At 60.2% G+C, this 13,160-nt stretch carries 12 protein-coding genes and 5 pseudogenes; 6 read left to right on the top strand and 11 right to left on the bottom strand.

Going from position 1 to position 13,160, the window contains the following annotated elements; translation table 11 throughout:
- The first annotated feature begins 24 nt into the window (after positions 1 to 24).
- The 4 genes and pseudogenes from E5X34_RS21935 (at position 25) to E5X34_RS21920 (ending at position 5,141) form a co-directional block, all read left to right on the top strand.
- Positions 25 to 1,213, top strand: a pseudogene (locus tag E5X34_RS21935) (NADH-quinone oxidoreductase subunit D).
- Between the two features lie 1,053 nt (positions 1,214 to 2,266).
- On the top strand, positions 2,267 to 3,130 hold the full coding sequence (locus E5X34_RS21930; RefSeq protein ID WP_292568820.1) for an SIR2 family protein: 864 nt from the start codon (positions 2,267 to 2,269) through the stop codon (positions 3,128 to 3,130).
- Positions 3,131 to 3,378: 248 nt separating this feature from the next.
- On the top strand, positions 3,379 to 4,665 hold the full coding sequence (locus E5X34_RS21925; RefSeq protein ID WP_292568818.1) for an SDR family oxidoreductase: 1,287 nt from the start codon (positions 3,379 to 3,381) through the stop codon (positions 4,663 to 4,665).
- Positions 4,665 to 5,141 (top strand): DUF2269 family protein, encoded by a 477-nt coding sequence (locus tag E5X34_RS21920; protein ID WP_126079513.1) that lies wholly within the window; start codon positions 4,665 to 4,667, stop codon positions 5,139 to 5,141. The genes E5X34_RS21925 and E5X34_RS21920 overlap by 1 nt, the downstream gene beginning before the upstream one ends.
- Positions 5,142 to 5,287: 146 nt before the next feature.
- Here the strand turns inward: E5X34_RS21920 and E5X34_RS21915 are convergent, their stop codons facing one another.
- From E5X34_RS21915 to E5X34_RS21895, 6 genes and pseudogenes are all read right to left on the bottom strand, one after another.
- Complete coding sequence (locus E5X34_RS21915) at positions 5,288 to 6,250, bottom strand: manganese catalase family protein (protein WP_127884943.1); 963 nt, start codon at positions 6,248 to 6,250, stop codon at positions 5,288 to 5,290.
- Between the two features lie 429 nt (positions 6,251 to 6,679).
- Positions 6,680 to 7,453, bottom strand: a pseudogene (gene xth / locus E5X34_RS21910) (exodeoxyribonuclease III).
- 305 nt (positions 7,454 to 7,758) lie between these two features.
- Positions 7,759 to 8,787 carry an NAD(P)/FAD-dependent oxidoreductase gene (locus E5X34_RS21905; protein ID WP_292568815.1) on the bottom strand — a complete coding sequence of 343 codons (1,029 nt, stop codon included), beginning with the start codon at positions 8,785 to 8,787 and terminating at the stop codon, positions 7,759 to 7,761.
- Between the two features lie 624 nt (positions 8,788 to 9,411).
- A pseudogene (locus E5X34_RS32905) lies at positions 9,412 to 9,558 on the bottom strand (M42 family peptidase); the annotation flags it as partial.
- A 46-nt stretch (positions 9,559 to 9,604) separates the two neighbouring features.
- Positions 9,605 to 9,874: a hypothetical protein gene (locus tag E5X34_RS21900; protein ID WP_292568813.1), complete on the bottom strand. Its 270-nt coding sequence runs from the start codon at positions 9,872 to 9,874 to the stop codon at positions 9,605 to 9,607.
- A gap of 300 nt (positions 9,875 to 10,174) precedes the next feature.
- Positions 10,175 to 10,567 (bottom strand): hypothetical protein, encoded by a 393-nt coding sequence (locus E5X34_RS21895; RefSeq protein WP_292568811.1) that lies wholly within the window; start codon positions 10,565 to 10,567, stop codon positions 10,175 to 10,177.
- 65 nt (positions 10,568 to 10,632) lie between these two features.
- Between E5X34_RS21895 and E5X34_RS21890 the strand changes: the two are divergent.
- Positions 10,633 to 10,719, top strand: a pseudogene (locus E5X34_RS21890) (VOC family protein); the annotation flags it as partial.
- 12 nt (positions 10,720 to 10,731) lie between these two features.
- Here E5X34_RS21890 and E5X34_RS21885 read toward each other — a convergent pair.
- The 4 genes and pseudogenes from E5X34_RS21885 to E5X34_RS21870 all read right to left on the bottom strand — a co-directional run.
- Positions 10,732 to 11,031, bottom strand: a pseudogene (locus tag E5X34_RS21885) (glycine cleavage system protein T); the annotation flags it as partial.
- Positions 11,032 to 11,299: 268 nt separating this feature from the next.
- Positions 11,300 to 11,542, bottom strand: a complete 243-nt coding sequence (locus E5X34_RS21880) for a hypothetical protein (protein WP_292568809.1) — start codon at positions 11,540 to 11,542, stop codon at positions 11,300 to 11,302.
- A 51-nt stretch (positions 11,543 to 11,593) separates the two neighbouring features.
- Positions 11,594 to 11,785, bottom strand: a complete 192-nt coding sequence (locus E5X34_RS21875; protein WP_126079505.1) for a hypothetical protein — start codon at positions 11,783 to 11,785, stop codon at positions 11,594 to 11,596.
- Between the two features lie 119 nt (positions 11,786 to 11,904).
- Positions 11,905 to 12,207 carry a hypothetical protein gene (locus tag E5X34_RS21870; protein WP_292568807.1) on the bottom strand — a complete coding sequence of 101 codons (303 nt, stop codon included), beginning with the start codon at positions 12,205 to 12,207 and terminating at the stop codon, positions 11,905 to 11,907.
- Positions 12,208 to 12,530: 323 nt separating this feature from the next.
- On the opposite strand from E5X34_RS21870, the gene E5X34_RS21865 reads away from it, so the two are divergent.
- A complete protein-coding gene (locus E5X34_RS21865) occupies positions 12,531 to 12,830 on the top strand; it encodes a hypothetical protein (RefSeq protein WP_292568805.1) in 300 nt (99 codons plus the stop codon).
- 78 nt (positions 12,831 to 12,908) lie between these two features.
- Here the strand turns inward: E5X34_RS21865 and E5X34_RS21860 are convergent.
- Positions 12,909 to 13,160 (bottom strand): hypothetical protein (locus E5X34_RS21860; RefSeq protein WP_292568803.1); only part of this gene is annotated, 252 nt, incomplete at its 5' end.

Here is a 13,160-nt window from a genome sequence, read left to right as displayed (position 1 = left end):
CCCGCCACTTGGAGTGAAACTTTCATGGCCGAGGCCGCGGTAAGAAATTTCAACATCAATTTTGGTCCCCAGCATCCGGCGGCGCACGGTGTGCTTCGCCTTGTGCTCGAGCTCGACGGCGAGGTGGTCGAGCGCGTCGACCCCCACATTGGTCTGCTCCACCGCGGCACCGAAAAGCTCATCGAATACAAGACCTATCTCCAGGCGCTGCCTTACTTCGACCGCCTCGATTATGTGGCGCCGATGTGCCAGGAGCATGCTTGGTGCCTGGCGATCGAGAAGCTAGCGGGTCTCTCCGTGCCCAGGCGAGGGCAATTGATACGTGTTCTCTACAGCGAGATTATCGCGCATCCTGTCCCATCTGCTCAATGTCACCACCCAGGCGCTTGATATCGGTGCGCTGACCCCACCCCTGTGGGGCTTCATCGAGCGCGAGAAGCTCATGGTCTTCTACGAGCGGGCCTCAGGCTCACGCATGCACGCCGCCTATTTTCGACCCGGCGGAGTGCACCAGGACCTGCCGCCGGACCTCATCGACGATATCGGCAAGTGGATCGATCCCTTTTTGAAGTCCGTAGATGACCTGGATCGCCTGCTGACGGATAATCGGATCTTCAAGCTTCGAAACGTCGATATAGGCCAGATTTCGGAAAAGGATGCCTGGGGATGGGGCTTCTCAGGCGTGATGGTACGCGGCTCGGGCGCAGCGTGGGATTTGCGGAAAGCGCAGCCCTATGAATGCTACTGCGAAATGGACTTCGACATTCCGGTGGGCAAGAACGGCGACTGCTACGACCGGTATCTCGTGCGCATGGAAGAGATGCGCCAGTCGGCCAGAATAATGCGCCAGTGTATCGACCTACTGGTGAAGGAGGGGCCTGGCCCGATCTCCAATCCGGATGGAAAGATCGTGCCGCCCAAGCGTGCCGCGATGAAGCGTTCGATGGAAGCGCTGATCCATCATTTCAAACTTTACACGGAAGGTTTCCGCGTGCCTCCGGGAGAGGTCTATGCAGCGGTCGAAGCGCCAAAAGGCGAATTCGGCGTCTATCTGGTCTCGGATGGCACCAACAAGCCTTACCGGTGCAAGCTGCGGGCGCCGAGCTTTGCGCACCTGCAGGCGATGGATCTGCTGTGCCGCGGTCACTTGCTTGCCGACGTTACGGCTATCCTGGGATCTATCGATATCGTGCTGGGAGATGTCGATAGATAGTCTCCAGTCCGACAGGGCGAGGCCAATCGCGGCGTCTCCCTGAGCTGGTAAGATCACCAGCATGGCACCCTGTGAAATTGGCCGGCTTGAATTTGTTCGTTTGGTTGGCCACCTTGCCCAAACAGGCTGCTCTATACCGAGGGGGTTCGGAAGCGGATCTAGTCGTCCTAGCATTCCAAGCTGGGATTGCGGAGCAAGCAACCCGGCGCGCCAGAATTAGCATTTAGATGTCTGCACAGGATCATGTTGCGACATCCCAATTGAGTGAAGCGCTCACGAGTGTTCTGGCCTTCGCTCGGTAAGCCAAGCGATGCCAGTTGGCGCCATGGCTTGGCAAGTTTCGGCGTGTGCTTGCTTCCGAAGTGGACTGACCGGCTCTTAACAAGCTCGCGGGCCTGTTTCGGCAAGGCCGCGCAATCAGACAAGATCGTCGATTGGAACAATGTCTCTCGGCCGTTGTTCGGTCGCGTTGCAGTGGAGAGCTGCCAGCTATGAGCTTGCGGCAAACAAACAGAATTTCGCGGCCCATGCCCAGATGGCGAACCGGGATCATGTTTGTTGTGTATGCAGCCCGATCCTCTAGCAGCCTTGGACGCCAAGCCTATGCGAGGACGTCATGCGCCCCGTATGAATATATTTAATTTCGGAAGTGACAGCGCTGACAACGATGTCCGACATGCAAATCGCATTTCGACAAGCGATGTAGACCAACTCGCCTATTTCGCCGCAGTGAACGGCATCACAGAGCAACAGGCGCGGGATCTGATCCAAAGGCATGGAGACAACCTTGCCGTGCTCGTCAAGGAAGCTCGGAAGCTCCGAGAGCTAGGATGATAAAGCGCATCACCGCCGATCGCCAATTACAGCACCGGAACAAGCGATGAGCGGCGTCGGGGGAAGCTCTCGCGTGGCCGCTTGGCAGATAAACTTGTATCGACCGAGAAGAGGGATGATGGCAGGACGTGATTGCGGAGCGTGCGCAGGGTGTCGACGCCGCTGCTGCGGCGGCCACCGATTCGGTGATGGGCAGTGCTCGTCTCTCCTTGGTCTGCAATGACCAGCGATCCTCTTGTGCCGCTCGCAAAATCCGTTCGAGAACGGGACGCCGTCCTGTTCGTCGGGGCGGGCGTCTCCATGAGTGTCGGACTGCCTTCCTGGGAGGAACTGATCAAGCGAATGGCGGATGAGCTTGGCCTTGAGGTGGACCTTGGCAGGCAGCGTGATCGCTTTCAGACCCTTGCCGAGTATTACCGCATTAAGCATGGCAGCATCGGACCGCTTCGCAGTTGGATGGACCGGCATTGGACCGTTAGCCGCGACAAGATCGAAAAATCCGAATTGCACCGTCTCATCGTCGCGCTGAACTTCCCGGTGATCTATACAACGAACTACGATCGGAACCTCGAAGTTGCCTTTGAGACACATGGCGTCGAATACGTCAAAGTGGCCAATGCGCGAGACGTGTCGAAGGCGCGAAGGGATGTCCCCTACATTGTGAAATTCCACGGCGACTTCGATGACGATTCCTCCCTGGTTCTCACAGAGACTGACTACCTCGACCGGCTGTCATTCGACTCGCCGCTCGACGTGAGGTTCCGTTCGGACGCCTTGGGCAGCACGGTTTTGTTCATTGGCTACAGCCTTTCCGACCTGAACATCCGGTTGCTCCTGCACCGGCTCTGGCAAACTTGGAGCCGATCGGGCTACGAGGCGGATCGGCCTCCCTCCTTCATTTTCATGGCGCGCCGTGATCCGGTCGAGGAGGCGGTGCTGGCGCGTTGGGGCATCACAGTGGTCACGGGCGACGACGATGATCCTGAAAAAGGGCTACTCGGTTTCCTCTCTCGCCTTGCTGCCCTCGTCGAGGTGAACCCAAGCGACCCACCGACGCTGGAGTCAGGAGGCGAACTACCCTGACCGGTTCACAGTGGCCCACCCGCCGAGTGGAACAGCTTGTCGCGTTCGCAAGTTCGGGTGCGCTGGTTCAGCGTACGAAACCCTACGTTCTGATTGCTTTTGCGTACGGACAGGGCCCCAGGTTGGAAAGGCGAAGTTGAAGGATTGAGAAAGTGCGGTTCGCGAAGTGGCGATCGCCGCGCTGCCTGAGATCCGGGAGAATGCGACGTGGTCGAGACGGGAGAGAGCGCGATGGATCAAGCAAAGATATGATCGTTCTGATCACTGGCGCTTCAGGTCTGATTGGCTCGACATTGTGCGCGCGCCTTGCGGCGGAGGGGCACGAAGTCGTCCGGGCTGTCCGTGGCCGCACACCAAATGGCCTTTTTCAGGGGCGGAGCGTCGTCATCGATATGGCGAGGGCATTGGAGGCGGAAGACTGGCTCCCCCACCTTCGTGGGGTCGACGCTGTCGTGAACTGCGCGGGCGTGCTTCAGGACAGTGCTCGGGAGAATACGCGCAACGTTCATGCTACCGGCGCCTCGGCTCTCTTTGCTGCCTGCGAACGCGCAGGCGTGCGAAGGGTTATCCATTTCTCTGCAGTCGGTGTCGACCGGGAACAGCCTTCAGCTTTCTCGGCCAGCAAGCTGGCTGGGGACCATGCGTTGATGGAGCGTGATCTCAACTGGTTGATCCTGCGGCCCTCGGTGGTGCTCGGTCGGCCCGCCTTCGGCGCAAGCGCCCTTTTTCGAGGCCTCGCGGCCCTGCCGCTGGTTCCAGCAATGCCCGGCACGGGCCTTTTGCAGGTTGTCCAACTCGACGATGTGGTCTCCACTGTTTCGATCCTGCTCGGTAGGCAAGGCCCGTTCCGCCTGACGCTCGAACTGGCAGGACCCGAGGCACTGACGATGAGCGAAGTCGTCGCCCGGTACCGCCAATGGTTTGGGTGGGGCAGAGCGAAGGAGTTTGTCCTGCCCGGATGGATGGCCGCAACGCTTTACCGGCTCGGCGACGTGGCGGGCCTCCTCGGCTGGCGGCCTCCAATACGCACCAACGCCGCCAAGGAAATCGCGCGCGGTGCGACCGGCGCTTTGGAGCCGTGGAAGCTTGCAACCGGGCTCCAGCCGTCCAGTCTTGCGTCCGCCTTGGCCGCCAGCCCTCCCACCGTACAAGAGCGCTGGTTTGCCAGGCTCTACTTCGTGAAGCCGGCAATCTTCGTGGTTCTGCCTTTCTTCTGGATCGCGACCGGTATCATCTCCCTCACCACCGGTTGGCGCAGCGGAGTGGAGCTTCTGCTCAACACCGCCTTCGAGCCCTTGGCCAGCCCTGCTGTTGTCGCAGGCGCGTTGGCCGATATGGTCGTCGGCGCGATGATCGCATGGCGTCCGGCCAGCCAGGTAGGGCTCTGGGGGGCGATCTCGATTTCATCCTTCTATGCGATTGCTGGAACAATTCTTCGCCCGGACCTGTGGAACGAGCCCCTCGGCCCCCTGATGAAAATCCTGCCGATACTCGTCTTGCACTTCTGCGCGCTGGCGATCCTGGAGGAACGCTGATGCTCTACTTTGCGCTGAAATATTTGCACCTCATCGGCGCTGCCGTGCTGCTCGGCACCGGTGCCGGCATTGCGTTCTTTATGCTCCTCGCCCACCGGACCGGCAGCGCCGCCACGATCGCCGCCGTGGCCCGGATCGTCGTCATTGCCGATTTCCTGTTCACCGCCACCGCGGTCATCGCCCAACCGATAACCGGCGCCGCATTGGCCTGGCAGTCTGGCTACTCGCTCCGCGAGGGCTGGATCGTGCTGTCGATCCTGCTCTACGTCGTCACCGGGCTGTTCTGGTTACCGGTGGTGTGGATGCAGATGCGCATGCGGGATCTCGCTGCGCAAGCCGCATCCGCTGGCATCCCGCCGCCCGAGCGCTACAAACAACTCTTTCGGCTTTGGTTCGCTTTCGGGTTTCCAGCATTCGCCTGCGTGGCCGCGATCTATTGGCTCATGATCACACGGCCCGCAATCGAGCTGTTCTGACGAGCTTCCGAACTCTGCGCGATACGGACACGCAACGACAGTGTCTTGCGGCCAGCGCTGGCTGTCTCTCCGCCTTTGGCAGCTCGTCTACCCGTAAGGACGCACCGGGCCTCGTCAAATTGGCAGGGCCCAATCAACCCCAACCTTCATCTTTTCTTGCGAGCGGTGGCCTCTGCCCGCGCAGGCGCCTCTTTGATGCTAGCCGCGCCGCCCATGTCGCCATTCTTGGTTCGCCCGGCCCCCGGTCCGGCACCTAGATCCGCGCCCGTGATCGGAGCGGAGGAGGGGTCAGAAAGCGTGCGCTCGCCCATCTTGGCTACGATCTTCATGTCCTTGGCCGCCAGCTTGACTGTTGCCGTACCATCGCCATCGTCCGCCGGCATGACTTCCTCAAGGTCGTCCACGCGGTCCCATTCGTCGCCCGAGTTCCACGGCCCGTTCATGTCCCCTTCGCCCTGCGACGTGTTGACGTACATACTGGCAAATCTCTCGATCCCGGGGAGCTTGCCGGTGGGGAAGTTGTTCTCAATCGCGTACAGCGCTTTCTCGAACGATTTCTGATGCGCGATTTCGCGCGTCATGAGGAACCCTAGCGCGTCCTTGACGCCGGGATCATCGGTGATGTTGATCAGCCGCTCATAGACGATTTTGGCCCTTGCCTCCGCCGCAATGTTGGACCGAAGGTCGACGGTGGGCTCGCCGCGGGAATCGATATAGGCGGCAGTCCACGGCACCCCTGCGGAGTCGCACAGCGCAGGTGCGCCGCCGAACAGGATGGACTCCTTGGCCGTCGTGCCGCTGGCGCCAACCATCAAGTAGAGCTCTGCCTCCTTCATCTGCCCTTCGGCAAGCTGTGCTTTCAGGCCTTTGTTGAGCATGGTGACAATTGAGCCGACGACCTCCAGGTGGCTCAATTCCTCGGTCGCGATGTCGAGCAACATGTCCTTGCGGCCGACATCGTCTTCGCCCAGCCCTTGGGTGAAGTAGCGCATGGCGGCGGCAAGCTCGCCATCGGCGCCTCCGAACTGTTCCATGATCATACAGGCGAGACGCGGATTGGGTTCCGAAACACGGACGGTGTACTGCAGTCGCTTGTTGTGCATGAACATGGGGGGCCTCCAGGGTTGAGGCTCCCTAACATCGCGGCGCGGTGATTGTTCCTCGCGCAAATAGAATGGTGGATAGTCCCCTCTCTTGGCTGATCATCAAGAATTTTACCGCTCGGACTCGCAAGCAGAGTGAGACCACCCGCGTAGGCAGGCCGGGCACACCTTCCCGCCCCGCCGGTTTCATCCCAGCCAGGGACTGAAGTCAGGGCGAAAGAACCTTCTGGTGGAATTTTGCTTTGATGAGCCTTCAGGCCATTCCGATCACGTCGCGCCCGCGGCACGCTCGACTAGCGCGACAACACCGTGCCGGCGATCGGGAGCGCGTCTGACCGGTCAATCGACGCACCTCGGGACGACGGGTCAGTGATCCATCGGCGCGGGCTGAACAAGCACAAAGGTCCAGGCCAGAAGGGGGCAAGCGCGGCGGTTTCATCGGTCGACGTCGATCCAGGCGGGAGCGTGATCGCTGGGCTTTTCCCACCCAACGGGTCTCGACATCGACACCTGCCGCTTGGATCGTCTGCGCAAGCGATGGGCTTACAAGCAAGTGATCCATGCGCAGGCCGGAGCTGCGATCGTAGCCGCCGCCGTAGGAGAAGTTCCAATAGGTGTATATGCCCTTGCCTGGGTAGATCCGGCGAATCGCATCCACCCAGCCCAGGTCCAGCATGCGAGCGTAGGCGCTCCGGCTTCCGGGAAGAAGACGGCATCGCCCAACCAGCGCGCAGGCACTACAGCGTCCATCTCGGTGGGGACGACATTGTAGTCGCCACAGAGAACGGCGCGCTCGTCTAGTATGGATTAGCTGTAGGTCAGGAGACGTTCGAACCAGCGGAGCTTGTAATCGAACTTAGGGCCTGGCGCCGAATTGCCATTGGGGAGATAGATGCAGCCGACGACAAGGTCGTCGATCTCCGCCTCCAAATAGCGGCTATGCGTATCATCGGGATCGCCCGGCAAGCCGCGGCGGCGCTCGACCGGGTCGGTTCCACGCGCTAGGATTGCCACGCCATTGTAGGATTTCTGGCCGTGCCAGATCGCGCCGAAGCCGGCATCTCGAATTGCCTCGATCGGAAATTTGTCGTCCGACGTTTTCAGTTCCTGGAGGCAGACCACGTCATAGGCAGTCTCGCCAAGCCACTTCAGCAGCACCGGCAAGCGGCCATTGACGCCATTGACGTTGAACGTCGCGATCCGCGTCATCGCTATCTCCCAGGGGTATTTCGAACACCCTGGCCCCCATTCTCCACAGCCCATCCGCAGGAGCCTGGAGGAAAGCGGTAACGCCGTCGAAACGGCCACCCAGCTCTTCCTTTACCCTCTCGAATTCTTCCTGCCCGAAAGGCTGCCCTTGGTTGTCCATACATGGGAGCAGAATTTGAACAAGGTGCATGGCATCGATGGTGGCAGGTACGGTTCCGCGTTCAAGGCCACTGTGAAACGTCGGTGGCCGCGATGAAGGCGTGACCGATAGGCATCAAAGCCGGTAATTGACCTGTCGATCATTATCATCCGCCAGGTCTTGGATTTGGGGACTGATGATGCGCTTCTGGCTCTTTCTCGCATCGTGAGCCGGCTCGCTCCGCTAGCATGGCATTGTGGATATGAGTGGATGCCAAAGCCGCCTGACCAAATCCCACCGCTATCTGGTTCAGTGCTTTGGCCACGTCTCCGACGGCGTAGACCCCCTCGATCGAGGTTTGCGCGTGTGGTCCAACGAGAATGTAGCCGTCCTCATCACAGTGCGCGCCAACTTCCATGGCGAGTTCCGATCGAACGTCGCACCCCATGGCGGTATAAAGCACGTCGATCCGCTCCGTCGATCCATCCGCCATGACGAGATCGAGGCCGGAGTTCCGTAGAACAAGATCGTCCACGAAGTCCCGGACCGCAATGCCGGCGGCGTCAGCCTTCGCACGGGTAGACCCTGAAATGTCTTCGGGATAGTTGCATATGATGCAAATGTCCCGACTGTAGTGCCGCAGGTACAGAGCCTCTTTAAGAGCCGAGCGTTCGGGGCCAACAACCGCGATGCGCTGTCCCTGAACCTCATAAGCATCGCAAACAGGACACAGCCGAACAATCCCTGCCGCAATCGCCTTGCGCAGGCCATGCATGGCGGGAGCCCGATCGACAACGCCCGTCGCGAGCACAACGCGGGACGCATGAACGTGACCGGCACCCGTTGCAAGAACGAAAGCACCGGGTTGTGCCGTCAGAGACTTTACGCCTGCCGCGACGATTTCGGTTCCGTATGCCGTCGCTTGCGCTCTCAAGCGGGCCAGCAGATCCTTGCCTGAAACGCCATCGGGAAAGCCTGGGCAATTGTGGGTCTTGGGAATGAGTTCCGCCCGTCCGTCGCCGGCGTCGAAGAGCAGCACGGATCGCAAGAAGCGAGACAGATAGACGGCCGCGGCAAGACCGGCAGGACCGCCCCCCACAACAGCGACATCGCAAAAGCGATTGATGCCCGGATTGATCATCGCCGCCGAACAAGCACAGGCCCTTGTTGTTCCGTTAGCGTGCTTGTGCAGCATCCAGTCAAGTTGCTGCTGGCGGGAGGTTAAAAAATGGAGCAGTTCGGCGGCGCGCTTGGCGAGCTTGCTGCATGCGCTATTTCACCCAAGCCCCGGGCGAGGACGATCTCGGCCGCAAGAACATGTTGCTCGACGTAATGACCGAAGAGCTCAGCCATCCAGCGGCACGACGCCGGCGGTAACTCGAGGCGGTTAGTCTCACCATAACGTCTGGTCGGCGAAACTATTTGCCCTGTCTTACGCTTCTCGACCTGGTTCGGTGTGTGGCTTGTCGAATGATCTCAGCGGCTTCGTAGATGGTGATACCGCACCTGCGGGCGTAGTAGGCTGCTTCCGCGATGAGCGCGCTTTCTAAAGGCTTTTCAGCTCTATGTTTGGCCTTAAGCTTTGCCTTCTTTCCCATAGCAATCATGTCGCGTTTAGCCAGAGTGGCCCGCTGCTAGTCACGCCTCAGCCAAGAGAAGTAGCAGCGGGCCGGCTGGGCAGATTGGAGCCTGCTGCCCACTACCGAACTCCGTCCAACGGTCATCTGTTCCAGAAGCAAGCTCGGCGCCAATCGGGACCAGTGAACCGTTGAAAGGTGAAGGGACCTTCTGGTCATGCCTATGCCGGAAGGAAACCCCCTCATACTGGCGTGAAGTCCAGCTCAGGCGTCAATCGTCGACAATAGGCGCAAACCAGATCGGCGGTTGCTTGCACATCGTCGAGGCAAAGAACCTCCGACGGGGTGTGCATATAGCGCAATGGCACCGAAAGCGCACCGCTCGCGACGCCGCTGCGAGTCTCTTAGATTACACGGGCGTCCGTCGGACTGGAACTACCCAGCGCCTGAATTTGGAAAGGTATATCCTCTTCCTCCGCGACCGACCGAAGCAGCCTCGAAGACCACCGGATTAGTGTTCGCACCCTGTGTGATTGCCGGCCCTTTGCCAAGATCCAGCCTTCCCTGATCCTCCGGGCGGGCGCGGGGAAAGTCCATCGCCACTCCCATATCGATCGCCAACCCGGTTTTTGGATTGATGTTGAAGGCGGCGGTCTTCGCTCCGCGTGAGCCGATCTCTTCCTGAACCGTGCCAAGATCCAGCACGGAATATGGCTCCGCCCTGGATGATTTGGCGAGCACACCCCGGCAGACGGGGCGGAAGGCGCAACTTTCCGACCGGCGTGGTGCACAACGAGTAGATGGGGCGGAATCAGGCGACGGATCAGCGAGCGGCGGACTTCAATCGCCGCCTGGACGAACTGTCAGGACTTCGGCGCCGCATCGTGACGTCATCCAAGGACCTGAAGCGGGAGGTCGACGAGCTGCGCCGGAAGCAAGCGATTTGTAGGCGCTGCCCATCCGCTGTGGTCGCTCGGTCCTGGCGGGTCCTCGCCCAACCACCTCTCACCCGCTGGCTTCGGCCAGCGGGTTTTTTGCTTCGCCCTCTCGCGGAATGTAAAGGGCCTGTCCAGATGGCACCTTTGCAGCGAACTGCAGAGTGAACAGAAGCCGATTTTGGTCATCCGTTACGTTCATTATCCAAGGGGTCATATGCTCCCAGAAAGATTGCTTGCTGTCGTTGATCATCTCGCCGGCAGCGCGCACTGCTTCCTGGCGCGCGGCATCCAGATCGGGGAGATCGACGCCTTCATCATCGGGGTTGAATTCGCCGTTGTCGACGTGGAAATGAAAAATGGGCATGTCGCTAGCCTTGTTGAACTGCAGAACAACGCTCGCTCCACCGCTTTGTTTCGCAGCGATCGCCTGTGCTCGTTGCAAGGCGAAGCTCACAGCCATTGTTGCTGGACCATCGGGGCCGCCGGTCCTTGTCGACTGACAGCCCACACACCGAGATTGCACAGCCGATGGACGTACCGAGCGGCCAGTGGATGATCCAGTGCCAGGACCCGCAAGGCGCCCATTTCGCTTTGCTGGCGCCGGTGCGATAACAGCGCTTGCTTGGCCTCTACGATGAAGCTGCGCAGCCGAAGCTTGCCGCCCTCTCTGCGCTCGGCTAGCGCCGCTTCCTTGCCGATGAAATCGGCGTCCTTGCCATAAGCGACGAAGCGGTCGAGCCCGGCCTCGACCGGCCCGTAGATCGGCCGGTATTCGCGCGCCCATGACCCGTAGTTCTTCTCCAGCCTGAGCGCATTCAGCGCGCGCGAGCCGAACAGGCCGATGCCGAACTCCCCTCCCGCAGCCAGGAGCGCCTGGTAGGCGGCGCGCTGGTATTCCGGCGCCACCCAGATCTCGTAGCCGAGACCCGCTAGCTCCCAGCCAGCAGACTTTTTGTTGCTGGAACATTCCAGCCAGGCGGCGGTTCGGACAACGGCGCAGCATCTTTTTGGCTAGGCTGTGCTGGCGTCGCGGTCGGGCTTGCATCACCCGACAAAGAGCCCGCGTCGTTCCCCTCGATGCGGGCTCATCGCTTATAGCGCAACCCGATAGGCTTGTTTCGCTGATATCCCGATGAGTACGGGGGGGGCGCGTCTCATCACGCAAGCCAGATTATGAGAGCTGGTTGCGCCTTCAATTAAAATGCCTTGATATCGTGAAGGAGGGCTCACTATCCACCGCCATGCGCAGCAGCCGCGACAAATGCAGGCGGTGCAGAGCTTGCATGTCCTCTAATTGGTGGAGCAATTCGATGGCTAGACGTGTCGGCAGGTTGTCCCGCTCCAGTTGGGCAATGAGTTCGTGTTGACGAAGCAGATGCTGCTCACCCAGCCTCACATGGCCTTTCACCATTTCGATCTCGTCGTCGAGAACCATGAAGAGGAACGCACCTGTCCTTTGCTCGTTCCGCCGGTCCGGCGAGGGCAGCTATTTGAACGCGTATTTGTATACCGCGCGGCCGCTTTCTTCGGTAACGCGAACCCATAGCCGTTCTTCTCTGCGCGCCTGGACCTCTTTCTTGGTACTGAGGGTCGCAGCCTCCCACGGCGACTTGGCGGTGACTGTGTTACGGGAAACCGGCGTCTCACCGGCCATCTCCTCGACTTGGTAGGTTTTCATGCATAGCGCCCCGTTTCGGTCACCGCTCCAACGATGATCGCCAAGCCTTGTTCCGGCTCAGAGGTGCGAGCGCGCGCGAGCCGACTAGGCGAACGGCGCTCCACAGGCGACTAAGTTGCCTAGTTAGCGGAGGGTGCCTTCCTCTTAGGTGGAACGTGGCTCGTCACCAGCCGCACAGTGTTCGTCTTGACCGTTATCCCGAGATCCTTGCCGCCGACCGTCACCGTGTCGTCGTCGACGCGTGTGACCTCTCCCACAATCTCGATCTGCTGCCCGCTGCTGATGTGAGGCGTGGTGTCCACGATCGAATGTGGTTGATGGTACGACGGGATCAAAACGCTGACCCTGTCCTCTGTCACGCGCTTGCGCACGGTTGCCGTTATGGCGACCTCGTCGCCGACCTTTATGCTGCCCTTGGCCATGCCATTACAATGCCGGAGCGGCAGATAGGTTCGCAAGCGCCAGCTAATGGAACAATCCGCCAGCCGCCTTGTTGTGTTTCGCTGCGCAGCTCGTGCCGAGGTCCCAGCGCAGCCGGGGGCCCAGACCCCGGAGCCCGTTCGACCCTCCCCAGGCGAACGGGCTCTTGTGATGGAACGTGCGACTACTGCCATATCAGATGTGGTTGGTGGCGATCCGGCACGGGCGCATAAGTGACCTATCGCCGGTAACGACCTTGTGGACATCGGCGGCTGAGAGACACACCGACCGCGCTCTTGTCTGAACCCAGACCGGGAGCGATTCGTTGGTCTCCACTTGCCCAAACCAAACAGCGCTCGACGTCGAACTCATCGCAAGCTCGAAGGAAGCGATCGAGCGGTCGCGCGAATTACTGATTGAGACGAGACCGTTGCTCAATCCCTATAGCGCAGAGCATTGCACCGTGAATTCCGTCTCGATAACCGAGGTTTGTGGGGAATGGCACGTCCTCGTCCAGGAGGACGGGAAAGAAAGCGCCCGCACCTTTGTGAGCGAGCAATATGCTCTGAACTATGCTGAAGGCCAAAGGCTGCGACTGCATCTCGACAAGGTGACGCGGATCTAGTGGCCGGCCGGTTTCTCTTCCACTGACTTGCCGCCGAAGCTCACGGGTGGCAACACCGAAGCGTCGTTCACAGTGGCGTCACAACGTGCCGAGCGACCTTGCATCGGCGAAGAGGCTGCGCCACGAAGCGTGTTGATGCGTCTCGGGGAACATTGAGGGCGCGAAAAACAAAGCCAACGCCGTCGCCGACAAGGCACGCAAGGCGAGCGCAAAATCAGCATTGATTGGCGCATTGGCGCTGGTGATTGGAGCGTCGCCAAGGCCCACGCCAAAAAGTCGGCCGTGAACTATCCGCAAGCCATTGATCTGGCCTGTTGATTGAGGCGGATA

This window comes from Mesorhizobium sp., from assembly GCF_004963255.1.
GTDB lineage: Bacteria > Pseudomonadota > Alphaproteobacteria > Rhizobiales > Rhizobiaceae > Mesorhizobium.
This window is presented reverse-complemented; position numbering and strand designations above follow the sequence as displayed.

Excerpts from the sequence above, each read along its gene's own strand:
- E5X34_RS21870 (WP_292568807.1), bottom strand. The coding sequence starts at position 12,207 with ATGGCCAAGGGCAGCATAAAGGTCGGCGACGAGGTCGCCATAACGGCA.
- E5X34_RS21920 (WP_126079513.1), top strand. The coding sequence starts at position 4,665 with ATGCTCTACTTTGCGCTGAAATATTTGCACCTCATCGGCGCTGCCGTG.
- E5X34_RS21905 (WP_292568815.1), bottom strand. The coding sequence starts at position 8,787 with ATGCTGCACAAGCACGCTAACGGAACAACAAGGGCCTGTGCTTGTTCG.
- E5X34_RS21925 (WP_292568818.1), top strand. The coding sequence starts at position 3,379 with ATGATCGTTCTGATCACTGGCGCTTCAGGTCTGATTGGCTCGACATTG.
- E5X34_RS21895 (WP_292568811.1), bottom strand. The coding sequence starts at position 10,567 with ATGGCTGTGAGCTTCGCCTTGCAACGAGCACAGGCGATCGCTGCGAAA.
- E5X34_RS21880 (WP_292568809.1), bottom strand. The coding sequence starts at position 11,542 with ATGGTTCTCGACGACGAGATCGAAATGGTGAAAGGCCATGTGAGGCTG.
- E5X34_RS21915 (WP_127884943.1), bottom strand. The coding sequence starts at position 6,250 with ATGTTCATGCACAACAAGCGACTGCAGTACACCGTCCGTGTTTCGGAA.
- E5X34_RS21930 (WP_292568820.1), top strand. The coding sequence starts at position 2,267 with ATGACCAGCGATCCTCTTGTGCCGCTCGCAAAATCCGTTCGAGAACGG.
- E5X34_RS21875 (WP_126079505.1), bottom strand. The coding sequence starts at position 11,785 with ATGAAAACCTACCAAGTCGAGGAGATGGCCGGTGAGACGCCGGTTTCC.